The organism is Flavobacterium lacus (genome assembly GCF_003268815.1).
Classification (GTDB): Bacteria; Bacteroidota; Bacteroidia; order Flavobacteriales; family Flavobacteriaceae; genus Flavobacterium; species Flavobacterium lacus.
Genome location: NZ_QLSV01000013.1, coordinates 64,121 through 78,049, shown reverse-complemented (window position 1 = coordinate 78,049; position 13,929 = coordinate 64,121). Strand labels below are relative to the sequence as shown.

14 protein-coding genes are annotated in these 13,929 nt (G+C 34.7%); 7 read left to right on the top strand and 7 right to left on the bottom strand.

Annotated elements, in window-relative coordinates:
• The first annotated feature begins 52 nt into the window (after positions 1 to 52).
• Complete coding sequence (locus B0I10_RS12595) at positions 53 to 634, top strand: glutathione peroxidase (protein WP_112086867.1); 582 nt, start codon at positions 53 to 55, stop codon at positions 632 to 634.
• A 78-nt stretch (positions 635 to 712) separates the two neighbouring features.
• Here the strand turns inward: B0I10_RS12595 and B0I10_RS12590 are convergent, their stop codons facing one another.
• Positions 713 to 1,237, bottom strand: coding sequence for a GNAT family N-acetyltransferase (locus tag B0I10_RS12590; RefSeq protein ID WP_112086866.1), 525 nt, complete (start codon positions 1,235 to 1,237; stop codon positions 713 to 715).
• A 128-nt stretch (positions 1,238 to 1,365) separates the two neighbouring features.
• On the opposite strand from B0I10_RS12590, the gene menD reads away from it, so the two are divergent.
• Positions 1,366 to 3,027, top strand: coding sequence for a 2-succinyl-5-enolpyruvyl-6-hydroxy-3-cyclohexene-1-carboxylic-acid synthase (gene menD / locus B0I10_RS12585; RefSeq protein WP_112086899.1), 1,662 nt, complete (start codon positions 1,366 to 1,368; stop codon positions 3,025 to 3,027).
• A gap of 2 nt (positions 3,028 to 3,029) precedes the next feature.
• On the opposite strand, the gene B0I10_RS12580 is transcribed toward menD, so the two are convergent.
• The 6 genes from B0I10_RS12580 to porX all read right to left on the bottom strand — a co-directional run bounded on the left by B0I10_RS12580 (position 3,030) and on the right by porX (position 8,626).
• Positions 3,030 to 4,247: a T9SS type A sorting domain-containing protein gene (locus B0I10_RS12580; RefSeq protein ID WP_181456951.1), complete on the bottom strand. Its 1,218-nt coding sequence runs from the start codon at positions 4,245 to 4,247 to the stop codon at positions 3,030 to 3,032.
• 46 nt (positions 4,248 to 4,293) lie between these two features.
• Positions 4,294 to 4,728: a GNAT family N-acetyltransferase gene (locus tag B0I10_RS12575; RefSeq protein WP_112086864.1), complete on the bottom strand. Its 435-nt coding sequence runs from the start codon at positions 4,726 to 4,728 to the stop codon at positions 4,294 to 4,296.
• 4 nt (positions 4,729 to 4,732) lie between these two features.
• Entirely contained in the window at positions 4,733 to 5,116 is a 384-nt protein-coding gene (locus tag B0I10_RS12570; protein WP_112086863.1) for a DUF4258 domain-containing protein, read from the bottom strand.
• Between the two features lie 38 nt (positions 5,117 to 5,154).
• A complete protein-coding gene (locus tag B0I10_RS12565) occupies positions 5,155 to 6,348 on the bottom strand; it encodes an alanine dehydrogenase (protein ID WP_112086862.1) in 1,194 nt (397 codons plus the stop codon).
• 114 nt (positions 6,349 to 6,462) lie between these two features.
• Positions 6,463 to 6,867 carry a tRNA (adenosine(37)-N6)-threonylcarbamoyltransferase complex ATPase subunit type 1 TsaE gene (gene tsaE / locus B0I10_RS12560; RefSeq protein WP_112086861.1) on the bottom strand — a complete coding sequence of 135 codons (405 nt, stop codon included), beginning with the start codon at positions 6,865 to 6,867 and terminating at the stop codon, positions 6,463 to 6,465.
• Positions 6,868 to 7,072: 205 nt separating this feature from the next.
• Positions 7,073 to 8,626, bottom strand: a complete 1,554-nt coding sequence (porX, locus tag B0I10_RS12555) for a T9SS response regulator signal transducer PorX (protein ID WP_112086860.1) — start codon at positions 8,624 to 8,626, stop codon at positions 7,073 to 7,075.
• A gap of 126 nt (positions 8,627 to 8,752) precedes the next feature.
• Here porX and B0I10_RS12550 point away from each other — a divergent pair, with 126 nt between their 5' ends.
• The 5 genes from B0I10_RS12550 to efp all read left to right on the top strand — a co-directional run bounded on the left by B0I10_RS12550 (position 8,753) and on the right by efp (position 13,888).
• Positions 8,753 to 9,997, top strand: coding sequence for an HD domain-containing protein (locus B0I10_RS12550; RefSeq protein ID WP_112086859.1), 1,245 nt, complete (start codon positions 8,753 to 8,755; stop codon positions 9,995 to 9,997).
• Between the two features lie 24 nt (positions 9,998 to 10,021).
• Entirely contained in the window at positions 10,022 to 11,041 is a 1,020-nt protein-coding gene (gene lpxD / locus B0I10_RS12545) for a UDP-3-O-(3-hydroxymyristoyl)glucosamine N-acyltransferase (RefSeq protein ID WP_112086858.1), read from the top strand.
• A gap of 2 nt (positions 11,042 to 11,043) precedes the next feature.
• Complete coding sequence (locus B0I10_RS12540; RefSeq protein ID WP_112086857.1) at positions 11,044 to 12,441, top strand: bifunctional UDP-3-O-[3-hydroxymyristoyl] N-acetylglucosamine deacetylase/3-hydroxyacyl-ACP dehydratase; 1,398 nt, start codon at positions 11,044 to 11,046, stop codon at positions 12,439 to 12,441.
• Positions 12,442 to 12,451: 10 nt separating this feature from the next.
• Positions 12,452 to 13,237: an acyl-ACP--UDP-N-acetylglucosamine O-acyltransferase gene (lpxA, locus tag B0I10_RS12535; RefSeq protein WP_112086856.1), complete on the top strand. Its 786-nt coding sequence runs from the start codon at positions 12,452 to 12,454 to the stop codon at positions 13,235 to 13,237.
• A gap of 84 nt (positions 13,238 to 13,321) precedes the next feature.
• Positions 13,322 to 13,888 (top strand): elongation factor P, encoded by a 567-nt coding sequence (efp, locus tag B0I10_RS12530; RefSeq protein WP_112086855.1) that lies wholly within the window; start codon positions 13,322 to 13,324, stop codon positions 13,886 to 13,888.
• The last annotated feature ends 41 nt before the right edge of the window (positions 13,889 to 13,929 follow it).

The following is a 13,929-nucleotide window of genomic DNA, read 5'->3' as shown; positions in this document are numbered from 1 at the left end:
TTTAGGATGTTGATAACGGGGAAAACTTTAAATTTGAAATAAAATTAATAGTATGAAATCATCTTTTTTAATCATTTTTTCTTGCTTTATGTTGCTAAGTTGTCAAAACCAAGCTCAAACAAAGAAGGAAAATACAGCCACACAATCCACTATGAAACAATCGATTTATACATTTAAAGTAGAAGATTTAGAAGGAAAAGAATTTGATTTTGCTTCCTTGAAAGGAAAAAAAATCATCGTAGTAAACACCGCTTCCAAATGCGGATTAACACCACAATACAAAGATCTTCAAGCCTTATATGAAGAATACAAGGATAAAGGATTGGTAGTTATCGGTTTTCCTGCCAATGATTTTATGAAACAAGAGCCTGGAACCAATGAAGAAATTGGTGCTTTCTGCGAAAAAAATTACGGCGTCACTTTCCCGATGATGAGTAAAATTTCGGTAAAAGGAAAAGAAATGCATCCGTTGTATCAATTTTTGACCCAAAAAGCACAAAACGGTTTGCAGGATAGCGATGTAGAATGGAACTTTCAAAAATATTTGTTGAATGAACGAGGTGAATTGGAAAAAGTAATCAGTCCACGAACAAGTCCAAAAGATAAAGAAATTTTGGACTGGTTAGCAAGTTAAATTCACTTTTATTAACTAAATTTAGTAGGAACACAGATTAGTAAAATCAGATAAATTTTTAAAATTTTATAGATTTCTTTAATCTGTGTTCTTCATTAATGCATTTTCTTCCAAAATTAACTGCATAAAAACAGAATCCAACCAACGATTAAACTTAAATCCGGATTCTTTAATAATTCCCACATTTTTAAATCCATACTTTTCGTGAAATAAAATACTCTGGGTATTTTCAGCATCAATTACACCGATCATCGTATGCAATCCTTGTTTTTTGGCTAATTCGATTAACGATTGAAGTAATTTTCCACCAATGCCTTTTCCTTTAAAATCAGTAGAAACATAGACCGAATGTTCCACCGTAAACCGATACGCCTCGCGAAAGCGAAATTCGCCATACATACCAAAACCGGCAATTTTTCCATCCATTTCTGCCACAATAACAGGAAAGTTTTTGGCTGTTTTATCTTTCAATAAATCAGACTGTTTAGCTAGACTTCTTGGTGCATAATCATACAGCGAAGTAGAATGTAAAATGTTATCGTTAATGATGTCCAAGATACCTGAAACATCGCTTTTATTATATGGTCGGATTTGAATTGTCATTTGTTGAAAAGTATTTTCAAATATAACAAAACTTTAATCGTTGTAACAAGCTTTTTTCAATGTTAAAATAATAACTTTGTTTGTTGCTTCATCATGTTTTTGTTGCAATTAAATTTCATGCAAACGAAATGATTTATCCCAAAATAGCGTTAGCCCAAAGTATCATCGAAATATGTCATGCTAAAGGTATTCAACATATTGTTATTGCCCCAGGTTCAAGAAATGCACCCTTAACGATAGGTTTTACGGCCAATCCGTATTTCACTTGCTACAGTATTGCAGATGAACGTTGTGCCGCTTTTTTTGCAATGGGAATTGCTCAACAAATTGGCAAACCGGTTGTTGTTGTTTGTACTTCCGGTTCGGCTGTTTTAAATTTTTATCCGGCTGTTGCCGAAGCTTTTTACAGTATGATTCCGTTAGTCATTATTTCTGCCGACAGACCAAAAACGATGGTGGATATTGGTGACGGACAAACCATTCGTCAGGAAAATGTCATGGCCAATCATACTCATTTCAATGCCAATTTAACGGAAACTGCTTCTGAAGAAAATGATTTCCTGATTAACGAGGCATTTAATAAAGCCTTTTCAAAATCGGGACCAACTCACATTAATGCTCCCTTTGAAGAACCGTTGTACGAAACAATTTCGGTTCCAACAGTGGATACGATGATTTCTACCTTTGGAAAAGTCTATAAAACCATTCCGTTTGAAGATGTCATCGCAGCCACGAATATTTGGAATACGGCCCGAAAAAAATTAGTGCTGGTTGGAACACTCAATCCAAATGAAATTGATTCAGTAATCATAAAGCATTTGGCTAATGATCCTTCTGTTTTGGTGATGACAGAAACGACCTCAAACCTGCATGATGAATCATTTTTAAATAACATCGATGCAATTATTACGCCTTTTTCCAAAGAAGATTTTGACTATTTTCAACCGGATATTGTCCTCACATTTGGCGGGATGATTGTATCGAAACGCATTAAATCATTCTTGCGAAATTATCAGCCAATACATCATTGGCATGTGGATAGACACAGAGCCTATAACACATTCGGTAGTTTGACCTATCATTTTGAAGTGAATCCGAATGATTTTTTTAATCAATTTTTGCCTTATACAAAATATATCGAAAGTAACTACCGAGATGTAGGATTGGGAATTAAAGCAGTACGAAAAGAAAAACACGCTGCTTACATGACTAATTTATCCTTTTGTGATTTTAAAGCCTTTGAGCAAATTGTAAATAAACTACCTGAAAACCTTCATTTGCAGGTGGGAAACAGTTCGTCTATTCGCTATATGCAATTGTTTGATTTACCAAAATCGGCGGAGGTTTTTTGTAATCGTGGAACGAGCGGTATCGATGGAAGTACATCAACTGCCATTGGAGCAGCATTAGCTTCAGAAAAAGACACTTTATTAATTACCGGCGATGTGAGTTTCTTTTACGACAGCAATGCGTTATGGAACAATTACATCCCCAAAAATTTTAAAATTATCGTAATCAATAATGGAGGAGGAGGTATCTTCCGTATTTTACCAGGTCACGAAGAAAACGAAACGTTTCACACGTATTTTGAAACGGCTCATTGTTTGACGGCAGAGCAATTGGCTGCGATGTATCGTTTTGAGTATCGAAAAGCGAGCACGGTTGAAAGCTTGGAGCAAGAGTTGAAATCATTTTTTATGGAGACAGATACTCCTCAAATATTGGAAATCTTTACACCGACTTATGAAAATGATAAGTTGTTGAAGGATTATTTTAGAAAGTTAGTTTAATCTTATTCTTTCAAAATCTTTTGTGTTACTATAGAATCCGTTGTAATCACTTTTACAAGATAAATACCACTGTCTACATTCAACTCATACGAATTGCTTTGTTTGGATGGATAGGTTTCAATTAATCTTCCATTCAAATCGTATAAAGAAACACTCAAAACAGTTTTGTCAGTATAGATGGAAAAAGCATTTTCAACAGGATTTGGCGAAATTACAAAGCGATTGTTCAAAACGAAATCGCTCGTATTTAAAGTGCAATTCGAATCAACCGTACAATTTGGAATCTCCCAATCAATCAATAAAAGTTCGATTGATTCAATTTCTGCTTCATCACAACAGATGTAGCTTAAATTTGGGTTTCCACTGAAAGAGGCTGATTCATTTGCTCCGTTTTTAAGATTCAATTCCACCAAATTATTGTTTTCTAAATAAACATATTCCAATAATGGTGAGTCACTTACGTCCACTTGAACCAATTGATTGTTTTGACACTCCAACGCAAGCAAGTTAGGTAATTCGTTTATTTCTAAGTTTGTAAGTTGATTGTTATTACATATTATACCTGCTAAATTCGGGCATCCTGCTAAATTTAAACTAGTTAAATTGTTATGTTCACAAAGCAAATTAATTAAATTTATTGATTCACTCACATTTAATTGTTCCAAAGAGTTATGATTAACAATCAATATAGCTAATTGTGATAAACCACTTGAATCAAATGCTACAAAGTTATTATATCTAAGATTAATTGAATACAACTGTGAATTGGGATGAAAAGTAATTGTGTGTAGATTATTCATTTCGGCATCCAGCGATAGTAGGTTTTCTGTGAGCGAGAGATCCAATACTTCCAATTGATTTAATTGACATTGCAAATGATTTAAATTGGGTAGTTCTGGAAGTACTACTGATTCTAAGTTATTCATTGCACATATTAGATCGATCATATTCGTAAAAAACTCAATTCCATCTAAGGAAGAAATATCACTATTAAAGACATTTAATTTGATAACCTGCAAGGCTTCATTGACTTGAATAATTCCGTCGTTATTGCTATCAATTTGAATTGAATTATTGTTTTCATCTAACGCAATAGTATTCAACGGAGAAGCTTCCAAAAGTTTAGCTTCAAATTGAGTATCCGTGAACGAAATGTCTTGTGCAGTTGTAGTTATACTGATGAATGATAAAAATAGTATAGCGTATTTCTTTTGAATCATAAAAAATCGATTTTTATGTAAATGTAAAAAATAGTGACAAGTAAGATTATGAAATTTTAAAAACAAATTTCTTGTGCGTATTTGGAAATCCTTCCCGTTCATAAAAGACATGCGCTTTTCCGCGTTTAAATCCGGAAGTGACTTCAATTTGAAGAAAATTCCTTTTCTTGGCGATGATTTTTAATTCATCCAGTAATTGTTTCCCAATACCATGACTTCTATAGTTGGCATCAACAAACATTTCTTGAATCTCGCCCACCAAACCGCCATGATGAATGAGGTTTTGAACATGACAACTCAGAAAACCAACTGGATTTTTATTGATTTCTGCAATTAAAAAAATGTGTTTGAGGTTTGCAAGATTCTCAAGAAAGATTTCGTGCTGTTGTTCTCTGGGAAAAACAAAGTCTTCCAACTCGTTAATAAAATGATAAACAGTCTCAAAATCGGTTACGGTTGCGTGGCGAACGTGGCAGTTCATGCTGCTACTTTTTGATGGATTTTAAAACGACTTTTTTGTCAAAGTTCAGCACTTCTAAGGTAATTGGAACTTGATTGACTGTTTGTCCTTCAATGACATATAATTTAGCGGCTCCTTCTTTTACGTTGCTTAGACTAAAATCGATATCGCCGTGCGTTAAGGTATTTTTGATGTCTACGGTATCAATCCATGCTTCTGCCATTACAATTGAGGCTTCTTCGGAATAATGAAATGGTTTAGTTCGGATGTCTTTCAATACTCGACAGTTGGGTAAATAACAAAATGTTACACCCCTTGATTCAGCTTTTGCTCCTAAAAAGTAGACAAGAAAAATAACTCCAATTAATAAACCGAATAAGAAAAAAGCAAGACGTTGATAGAATTTCATTACTATATTTTAAGGCTACAAAAGTACGAACTAATTCGCTAAAACACAATCAAATTAATATCACTGTTGGGTAAATCAAACCAATCGCCAATGGATTTGTTGGTTAGAATACCGTGGTAAAAATAGAGTCCGTTTTTAAGTCCGCGATTGCACCGAATGGCACTTTCAACACCGCCATCTTCCGCAATTTGAATGAGATATGGCGTTAAAATATTACTAATTGACAACGAAGCTGTTTTAGAATAACGTGATGGAATATTCGGCACACAATAATGAATAACGTTGTTTTTGATGAACGTCGGTTTTTCGTGTGTTGTGATTTCGGAAGTTTCAAAACAACCGCCGGTATCAATGCTTACATCTACAATTACAGCACCCTTTTTCATGTGTTCTACCATGGTTTCTGTTACTACAACAGGCGTGCGGTTTTGTCCACGCATGGCTCCAATGGCTACATCGCAACGACGTAATGCTTTTAATAATCCTTTTGGTTGAATGGTTGAGGTAAAAATGGGATGTTTTAAATTGTTTTGTAAACGACGAAGTTTTGTGATCGAATTATCGAAAACTTTTACATTGGAACCCAATCCAAGAGCAGTTTTAGCAGCAAATTCGCCCACAGTTCCTGCACCAATAATTACAACTTCGGTTGGGGCTACTCCGGTAATATTTCCAAAAAGTAAGCCTTTGCCAAATTGGTTGTTTATCATCAATTCGGCTGCAATTAGGATGGAAGCGGTTCCGGCAATTTCGCTTAACGATTTCACGGCAGGGTAGGAACCATCGTCATCTTTGATGAATTCAAAAGCAAAAGCGGTGATCTTTTTCTTAGCTAATTTTTCGAAATATTCTTTTTTACGTGTTTTTAGTTGAATGGCAGAAATTACAATTGTGTTAGGATTGATCATTTCGATTTCGGCAGAAGTTGGCGGTTCTACTTTTAGAATCATCGGACAACTGAACACCTTTTTAGGATCTTGCGTGATTTCTGCACCGGCATCCGAGTATTCTTTGTCAGAATAACTCGCACTTTCTCCTGCTCCCGCTTCCAACATTACCCGATGTCCATGCGAAACAAGCGAATTGACAGCATCCGGTGTCAGGCAAATTCTACGTTCCTGATAGGAAGTTTCTTTGGGAATTCCGATAAATAATTCGCTTTTATGTCGGGCAATTTCCAATTTTTCTTCCTGTGGAAGTAATTGCTGTTTGGAGAAAGGAGTGATAGGCATAAATCAAATTGTAAAAATAAGTGTCTAAGTTATGAATTATTTTGGAATTTGAAAGAGATATTTTTTTTCTGAAAAGTTTCAGGTTTCAAGTTTCAGGTTGAGTTGAACTATAAATTAATTTATAATTAGTGTACGATCACCGTTTTCTAAAATTTCGATAGTAATGACACTATTTTTTTCCGGAATTAGAGTCGGAATTTTTTCCGCCCATTCGATAAAACACCAATGACCAGAATAGAGGTAATCTTCGATACCGAAATCAAGGGCTTCTAGCTCATTTTTTAGACGATACATATCGAAGTGATAAACTAAACCTTCATTAGTTTCATATTCGTTAACTAAAGAAAAAGTAGGGCTGGAGGTTGGATTTTTAACACCTAATGCCTTGGCTAACGCCTTGACAAGGGTTGTTTTTCCGGCACCCATTTGCCCGTTAAAAAGGATTACTTTTTCGGGGTTTGAATTTATTATTTTTTGAGCGATGGATTCTATTTCGCTTAAATTGAACTGGTATTGCATTTTAGTTTTTCACTTTTAGTGGTACACAGAATTTGATTCAAATTGCAAAATTAGCAAATTTTATGCGTTTCGGCTCGCTTCTTATTTGGAGAGGAGCTGGGGTGAGGAAATGGCACACGGATTTCATCAGATAAAGTAGATTTCCACAGGTTTATAACTACTAAATTAGAGTTTTCAACCGACAACCAACAACCAACAACAGTTCTTACCTAGGATTAAACACAATAAACGGCACAATCATTTCCTCCAACGAAATCCCGCCATGTTGATAAGAGTTTCGATAATAACTCACGTAATGATTATAGTTATTTACATAGGCCAGAAACAAATCATTTTTAGCAAAAATAAAAGAACTACTCATATTTATGGTAGGAAGTCCGATTTTTTTTGGGTCTTTGGCTACATATACATCTTTGTCTTCGTAAGTCAAACTTCTTCCCGTTTTGTAGCGAAGGTTTAAACTAGTGTTTTTATCGCCAATTACTTTCGACGGATTTTTCACATTTATAGTTCCGTGATCGGTGGTCAAAATAAGTTTGAAACCCATTTGTTGAGCCATCTGAATCATTTCTAACAACGGTGAATTCTTGAACCAACTCAACGTTAATGAGCGATACGCTTTGTCATTGGAAGCCAATTCTTTCACTACTTCCATTTCGGTTTTGGCATGCGAAAGCATGTCCACAAAATTGTAAACAATTGTAGTTAAATCGTTGTTTTTTAAACCCTTGAAGTTATCAACTAATTTTTTACCATCTCTAAAGTTGGTGATTTTATAATATTCACTTTTAATGTGTAAGCCTAACCGTTTTAATTGAGCTTCTAAAAATTCACCTTCATATAAATTTTTTCCACCATCTTCAACATCATTTCGCCAATATTGCGGAAATTGTTTTTCCATTTCTAGCGGTGTTAATCCGGAAAAAATAGCATTTCTGGCATATTGAGTAGCGGTAGGAAGCATAGCGTAATAGGCCAATTCTTTTTCTGCTTTGTAATGCAGATTGACAACACTTTCAAAGGCTTTCCATTGATCGTAACGCAAATTGTCAATCACAACAAAAAGAATCGGTTTGTCTTTTTTTACAATTTCGGGCAATACATATTCACGAAATAATTTGTGTGATAAAACCGGTTTGTGAGCTTTGTCTTCAAACCATTTTTCGTAATTTTTTTCAATAAACTTTCCAAATTGATTGTTGGCTTCTACTTTTTGTGATTCTAAAATAGAAATTAAGCCTTGGTCTTCAATGTTTTCTAGTTCAATTTCCCAAAAGATCAGTTTTTTATACAATTCTGTCCAATCTTCAAATGTATTAACCATCGCTAAATCCATCGCTATTTTGCGGAATTCTTTTTGATAATCTAAGGTTGTCTTTTCAGAAATTAACCTTGAATGATCCAGATTTTTCTTTAATGCCAATAAAATTTGATTCGGATTCACCGGTTTTATCAAATAATCAGCAATTTTAGAACCAATGGCTTCTTCCATGATATGTTCTTCTTCGCTTTTGGTGATCATAATCACAGGAACAGCCGATTTTTTTTCCTTCATTTCCGAAAGAGTTTCCAGACCACTCATACCGGGCATATTTTCATCCAAAAAAACAATATCAAATTGATTTTCTTCAAATATATCTATCGCATCCCGACCGTTATTGCAAGTGGTCACGGCATAATTTTTATTTTCTAAAAATAGAATATGTGGTTTAAGTAAATCAATTTCATCATCTACCCAAAGAATTTTTATTTTGTCCATAAATGGTATTTTATATTTGGTGCAATTTAACAATTATCGAACGCAGGAAGTATTAAAGTTATTGTAAAAAAATCGTTGATTGATTCAAAATCTAAATCAGTATATTTGCAATCCAACATTAAGGCTGTGAGCAGAACCAATAAATTAAAAATTTTTAACGACCCAATCTACGGTTTTATAAGTATTCCGAATGAATTGGTTTTCGATTTAATTCAGCATCCCTATTTTCAGCGTCTGCGAAGAATCTCTCAAATGGGATTGTCTTATTTGGTTTACCCCGGAGCTCATCACACCCGTTTTCATCATGCTTTAGGAGCAATGCACTTGATGCAAAAAGCGGTGGAAGTTCTACGTTTTAAAGGGGTTTTAATTTCACAAGACGAAGAAACAGCTCTTTATATTGCCATTTTGTTGCATGACATTGGTCACGGACCGTTTTCGCATGCATTGGAACAAAGTATTGTAGAAAATGTGCATCACGAGGAAATTTCCCTGTTATTTATGCATCAACTTAATGAGGAATTTGAAGGGAAATTAATTTTAGCAATTCAAATTTTTAAAGGAGAATACCACAGAAAATTCATGCTTCAATTGATTTCGAGTCAGTTGGATATGGATCGGATGGATTATTTAAAAAGAGATAGTTTTTATTCTGGTGTTGCCGAAGGAAATATCAATTCCGACAGATTAATTCAAATGCTTCATGTGGTTGACGATGTGTTGGTTGTGGAAGAAAAAGCCATTTATTCCATCGAAAAGTTTCTAATGGCGAGGCGATTAATGTATTGGCAAGCTTATTTGCACAAAACCAGTTTGGTGGCAGAATTAATTCTAACTAAAGCGTTAAAAAGAGCCAAAGAACTGTCGCAAAAAGGAGTTGTGTTGGATGCTTCCCAACCGCTTTTGTTTTTTTTGACTAATAAAATTGAAAAAGAAGATTTTACAGCAACTATTTTAGAAAAATTTTCTCAATTAGATGATTTCGATATCATGAGTGCCTTGAAATCATGGCAATATCACAATGATTTTGTGCTCAGTTCTTTAAGTAAAATGATTATCAACAGGGATTTGCTTAAGGTTAAACTAAGTAACGAAAAGTTTGAAAGAGAAGTTTTAACCGCTTACAAAGAGCAATTATTAATCGAATATCCAGTCTCGATATCAGAAACGGATTATTTTGTTTTTAAAGGAAAAATAAAAACATTAGGTTACAATAAAGAAGCCCAACCCATTCAAATTGTAAAAAAAGACAGGACAATTGAGGATGTGGTTATTTCTTCTGACCAACTAAATTCAAGAGCATTCTCTAAGCCGGTGACAAAATACTACATTTGTTTTCCAAAAGTACTCGAAGAAATTAACAAATTATAGGTAGTTTTTTATATTTTTGTCAGAATGAAATTTACTGCAGAACAAATAGCATCCATCTTAGAAGGCGAAGTCGTTGGAAACCCCAATGTTGAAGTCTTTAAATTGTCCAAAATTGAAGAAGGTTCAGAAGGATCACTTACTTTTTTAGCAAATCCTAAATATTTAAATTATATTTATTCTACAAAAGCATCAATTACTATTGTAAACAAATCGTTTGAAGCAGAACAAGAAATTGAAACAACCTTAATAAAAGTTGTGGATGCTTACAAATCTTTTTCAAAATTACTCGAATATTATAACCAAGTAAAATTGATGAAATCCGGAATCGAGCAACCTTCTGTAGTTTCAGAGGGCGTTACGTACGGAGAAGGATTGTATTTAGGTAGTTTTTGTTACATTGGCAAAAATGTACAAATTGGCACTAATGTAAAAATTTATCCAAATAGTTTTATTGGTGATAATGTTGTAATAGGTGATAATTGTGTATTTTTTGCCGGAGTAAGAATTTATTCAGAAACAGTAATAGGTCATAATTGCACTCTTCACTCGGGGGCAATCATAGGTTGTGACGGATTTGGATTTGCACCAATGGCCGACGGTAGTTTTGATAAAATTCCACAAATAGGAAATGTGATTATCGAAGATAATGTAGAAATAGGGTCCAATTCAACAATAGATAGAGCAACTTTAGGTTCAACAATCATTAGAAAAGGTGTTAAATTTGATAATCAAATTCATATTGCTCATAATGTTGAAATTGGCGAAAATACTGTTATTGCGGCTCAAACAGGCATTGCTGGTTCCACAAAAATCGGAAAGAATTGTTTGATAGGCGGACAAGTAGGAATTGCCGGTCATCTTGTTATTGGTGATGGAGTGCGAATTCAAGCTCAATCTGGAGTAGGTAAAAATTTAAAAGATGGAGAAGTAGTTCAAGGTTCACCATCTTTTAATTATGGAGATTATAGCAAATCGTATGTGCACTTTAAAAATTTACCAAAAATTGTTAACGATTTAGAAGTATTAAAAAAAAATAATGAATAGTAATGGTACAATCGGCTAAACAAAAAACAATCAAAAAGGAAGTTACTTTAAAAGGAGTAGGCTTACACACCGGTCAGGAAGTAACCATGACATTTAAACCGGCTCCTGTAAACAACGGTTTTACATTTGTTAGGGTTGATTTAGAAGGTCATCCAATTATTGAAGCAGACGCCAATTATGTGGTTAACACACAACGTGGAACCAATTTAGAAAAAAATGCGGTTAAAATTCAAACTTCCGAACATGTGTTGGCGGCTTGTGTAGGATGTGATATCGACAATATTATTATTGAGCTAAACGCTTCAGAACCACCTATCATGGATGGTTCTTCTAAATTTTTCGTTGAAGCACTTGAGCAAGCAGAAGTGGTTGAGCAAGCCGCTGATCGAAAAGTATATGTTGTGAAAGAAGTAATTTCGTATACAGACGAAGCTACCGGCAGTGAAATTTTGGTCATGCCCTGTGAAACTTACCAAGTGACAGCCATGGTTGATTTTGGAACTAAAGTTTTAGGTACTCAAAATGCAACATTAAAAAATATCAGTGAATTTAAAAAGGAAATTGCCGATGCCAGAACTTTTAGTTTCTTGCACGAATTAGAATCGCTGTTAAATAATGGTCTGATTAAAGGTGGCGATTTAAACAATGCTATCGTTTATGTTGATAAAGAAATTTCTCCGGAAACAATGGAAAATTTAAGAACCGCTTTTGGAAAAGATAAAATTTCGGTAAAACCAAACGGTATTTTAGACAATTTGACATTGCATTATCCAAACGAGGCCGCCCGTCATAAGTTATTAGATGTGGTTGGTGATTTAGCCTTGGTTGGAACTCGAATTCAAGGAAAAGTAATTGCCAATAAACCAGGTCATTTTGTCAATACGCAATTTGCTAAAAAGCTTGCCAAAATCATCAAGATAGAACAACGTAATCAGGTACCAACCTATGATTTACATCAAGAACCATTGATGGATATTCATAAAATCATGGCTATGTTGCCACACCGTCCTCCATTTTTATTAATAGACAAAATTTTTGAGCTTTCTGAAAGTCATGTGGTCGGCTTGAAAAACGTAACCATGAACGAACCATTCTTTATAGGTCACTTTCCGGATGCTCCCGTAATGCCTGGTGTTTTAATTGTAGAAGCAATGGCTCAAACAGGCGGTATTTTAGTACTAAGCACTGTTCCGGATCCTGAAAATTACCTTACTTATTTTATGAAAATCGATAATGTAAAATTCAAACATAAAGTGTTGCCGGGTGATACATTAATTTTTAAATGTGATTTAATTACGCCAATTCGTCGCGGAATTTGTCACATGCAAGCCAATGCATATGCCAACGGAAAATTGGTTGCAGAGGCCGAACTAATGGCACAAATTGCCAAAAAGAACTAACAACTAAACTATGAATCAACCTTTAGCCTACGTACACCCGGGAGCAAAAATTGCACGAAATGTTGTCATTGATCCGTTTACAACCATTCATAATAATGTAGTGATTGGAGAAGGAACCTGGATTGGTTCCAACGTAACCATCATGGAAGGAGCTCGAATTGGTAAGAATTGCAATATTTTTCCAGGAGCTGTAATTTCAGCGGTACCACAAGATTTAAAATTTGGAGGCGAAGATTCACTCGCTATTATCGGGGATAATTCGACCATTCGCGAATGCGTGACCATCAACAGAGGAACAATTGCTTCGGGTCAAACAACCATTGGAAAGAATTGTCTGATTATGGCAACGGCTCACGTGGCACACGATTGTCATATTGGTGATAATGCTATTATTGTGAACGGAGTTGCTTTAGCAGGCCATGTTACCGTGGGTAGTTTCGCCATCATTGGTGGATTAGCTGCCGTGCATCAGTTTATTAACATTGGTGATCATGCTATGATTTCAGGTGGTTCGTTAGTTCGAAAAGATGTTCCGCCTTTTACCAAAGCAGCAAAAGAACCTCTTTCGTATGTGGGAATTAATTCAGTAGGACTGCGAAGAAGAGGGTTTACCTCGGAAAAAATCAGAGAAATCCAAGAAATATACAGAATATTATACCAAAAAAATTATAATACATCACAAGCTGTGAGCATTATTGAAGCAGAAATGGCTGCTTCTCCTGAACGTGACGAAATTCTTCAGTTTATTAGAAACTCTTCACGAGGAGTAATGAAAGGTTACACGGGAGTTTATTAGAAAGGTAATTGGTAAATGGTGATAGGTGCTGGTATTTCCTATAAAAAAATTAAAAAACAAACAAAAATTTAAATAAAAACAAGAATGGCAAGTACTTCAGATATTAGAAACGGATTATGTATCAAACACAACCACGATATTTATAAAATAATCGAATTTCTTCACGTAAAACCAGGAAAAGGCCCTGCGTTTGTTCGTACAAAATTAAAAAGTTTAACCAACGGAAAAGTGTTAGACAATACGTTTTCTGCCGGTCATAAAATTGATGTGGTTCGTGTAGAAACGCATACGTTTCAGTTTTTATACTCAGAAGGAGCTGATTTCTATTTTATGAATACCGAAAGTTTTGAGCAAATTACGCTAAACAAAGATGTGTTAGATGCTCCGGATTTATTAAAAGAAGGAACCAACGTTATGATTCAAATCAACACGGAAACCGATTTACCTTTATCAGTTGATATGCCGGCTTCAATTATTTTAGAAGTAACTTATACAGAACCGGGTGTGAAAGGAAATACTGCTACAAACGCAACAAAACCAGCTAAAGTGGAAACAGGTGCAAGTGTAAACGTTCCTTTATTCATCAACGAAGGCGACAAAATTAAAATTGATACGGCTTCGGGTGCGTACATGGAGCGTGTGAAGGAATAATTTCAAAAATCAATTACAATATCAATTTCAAAAATCAATTA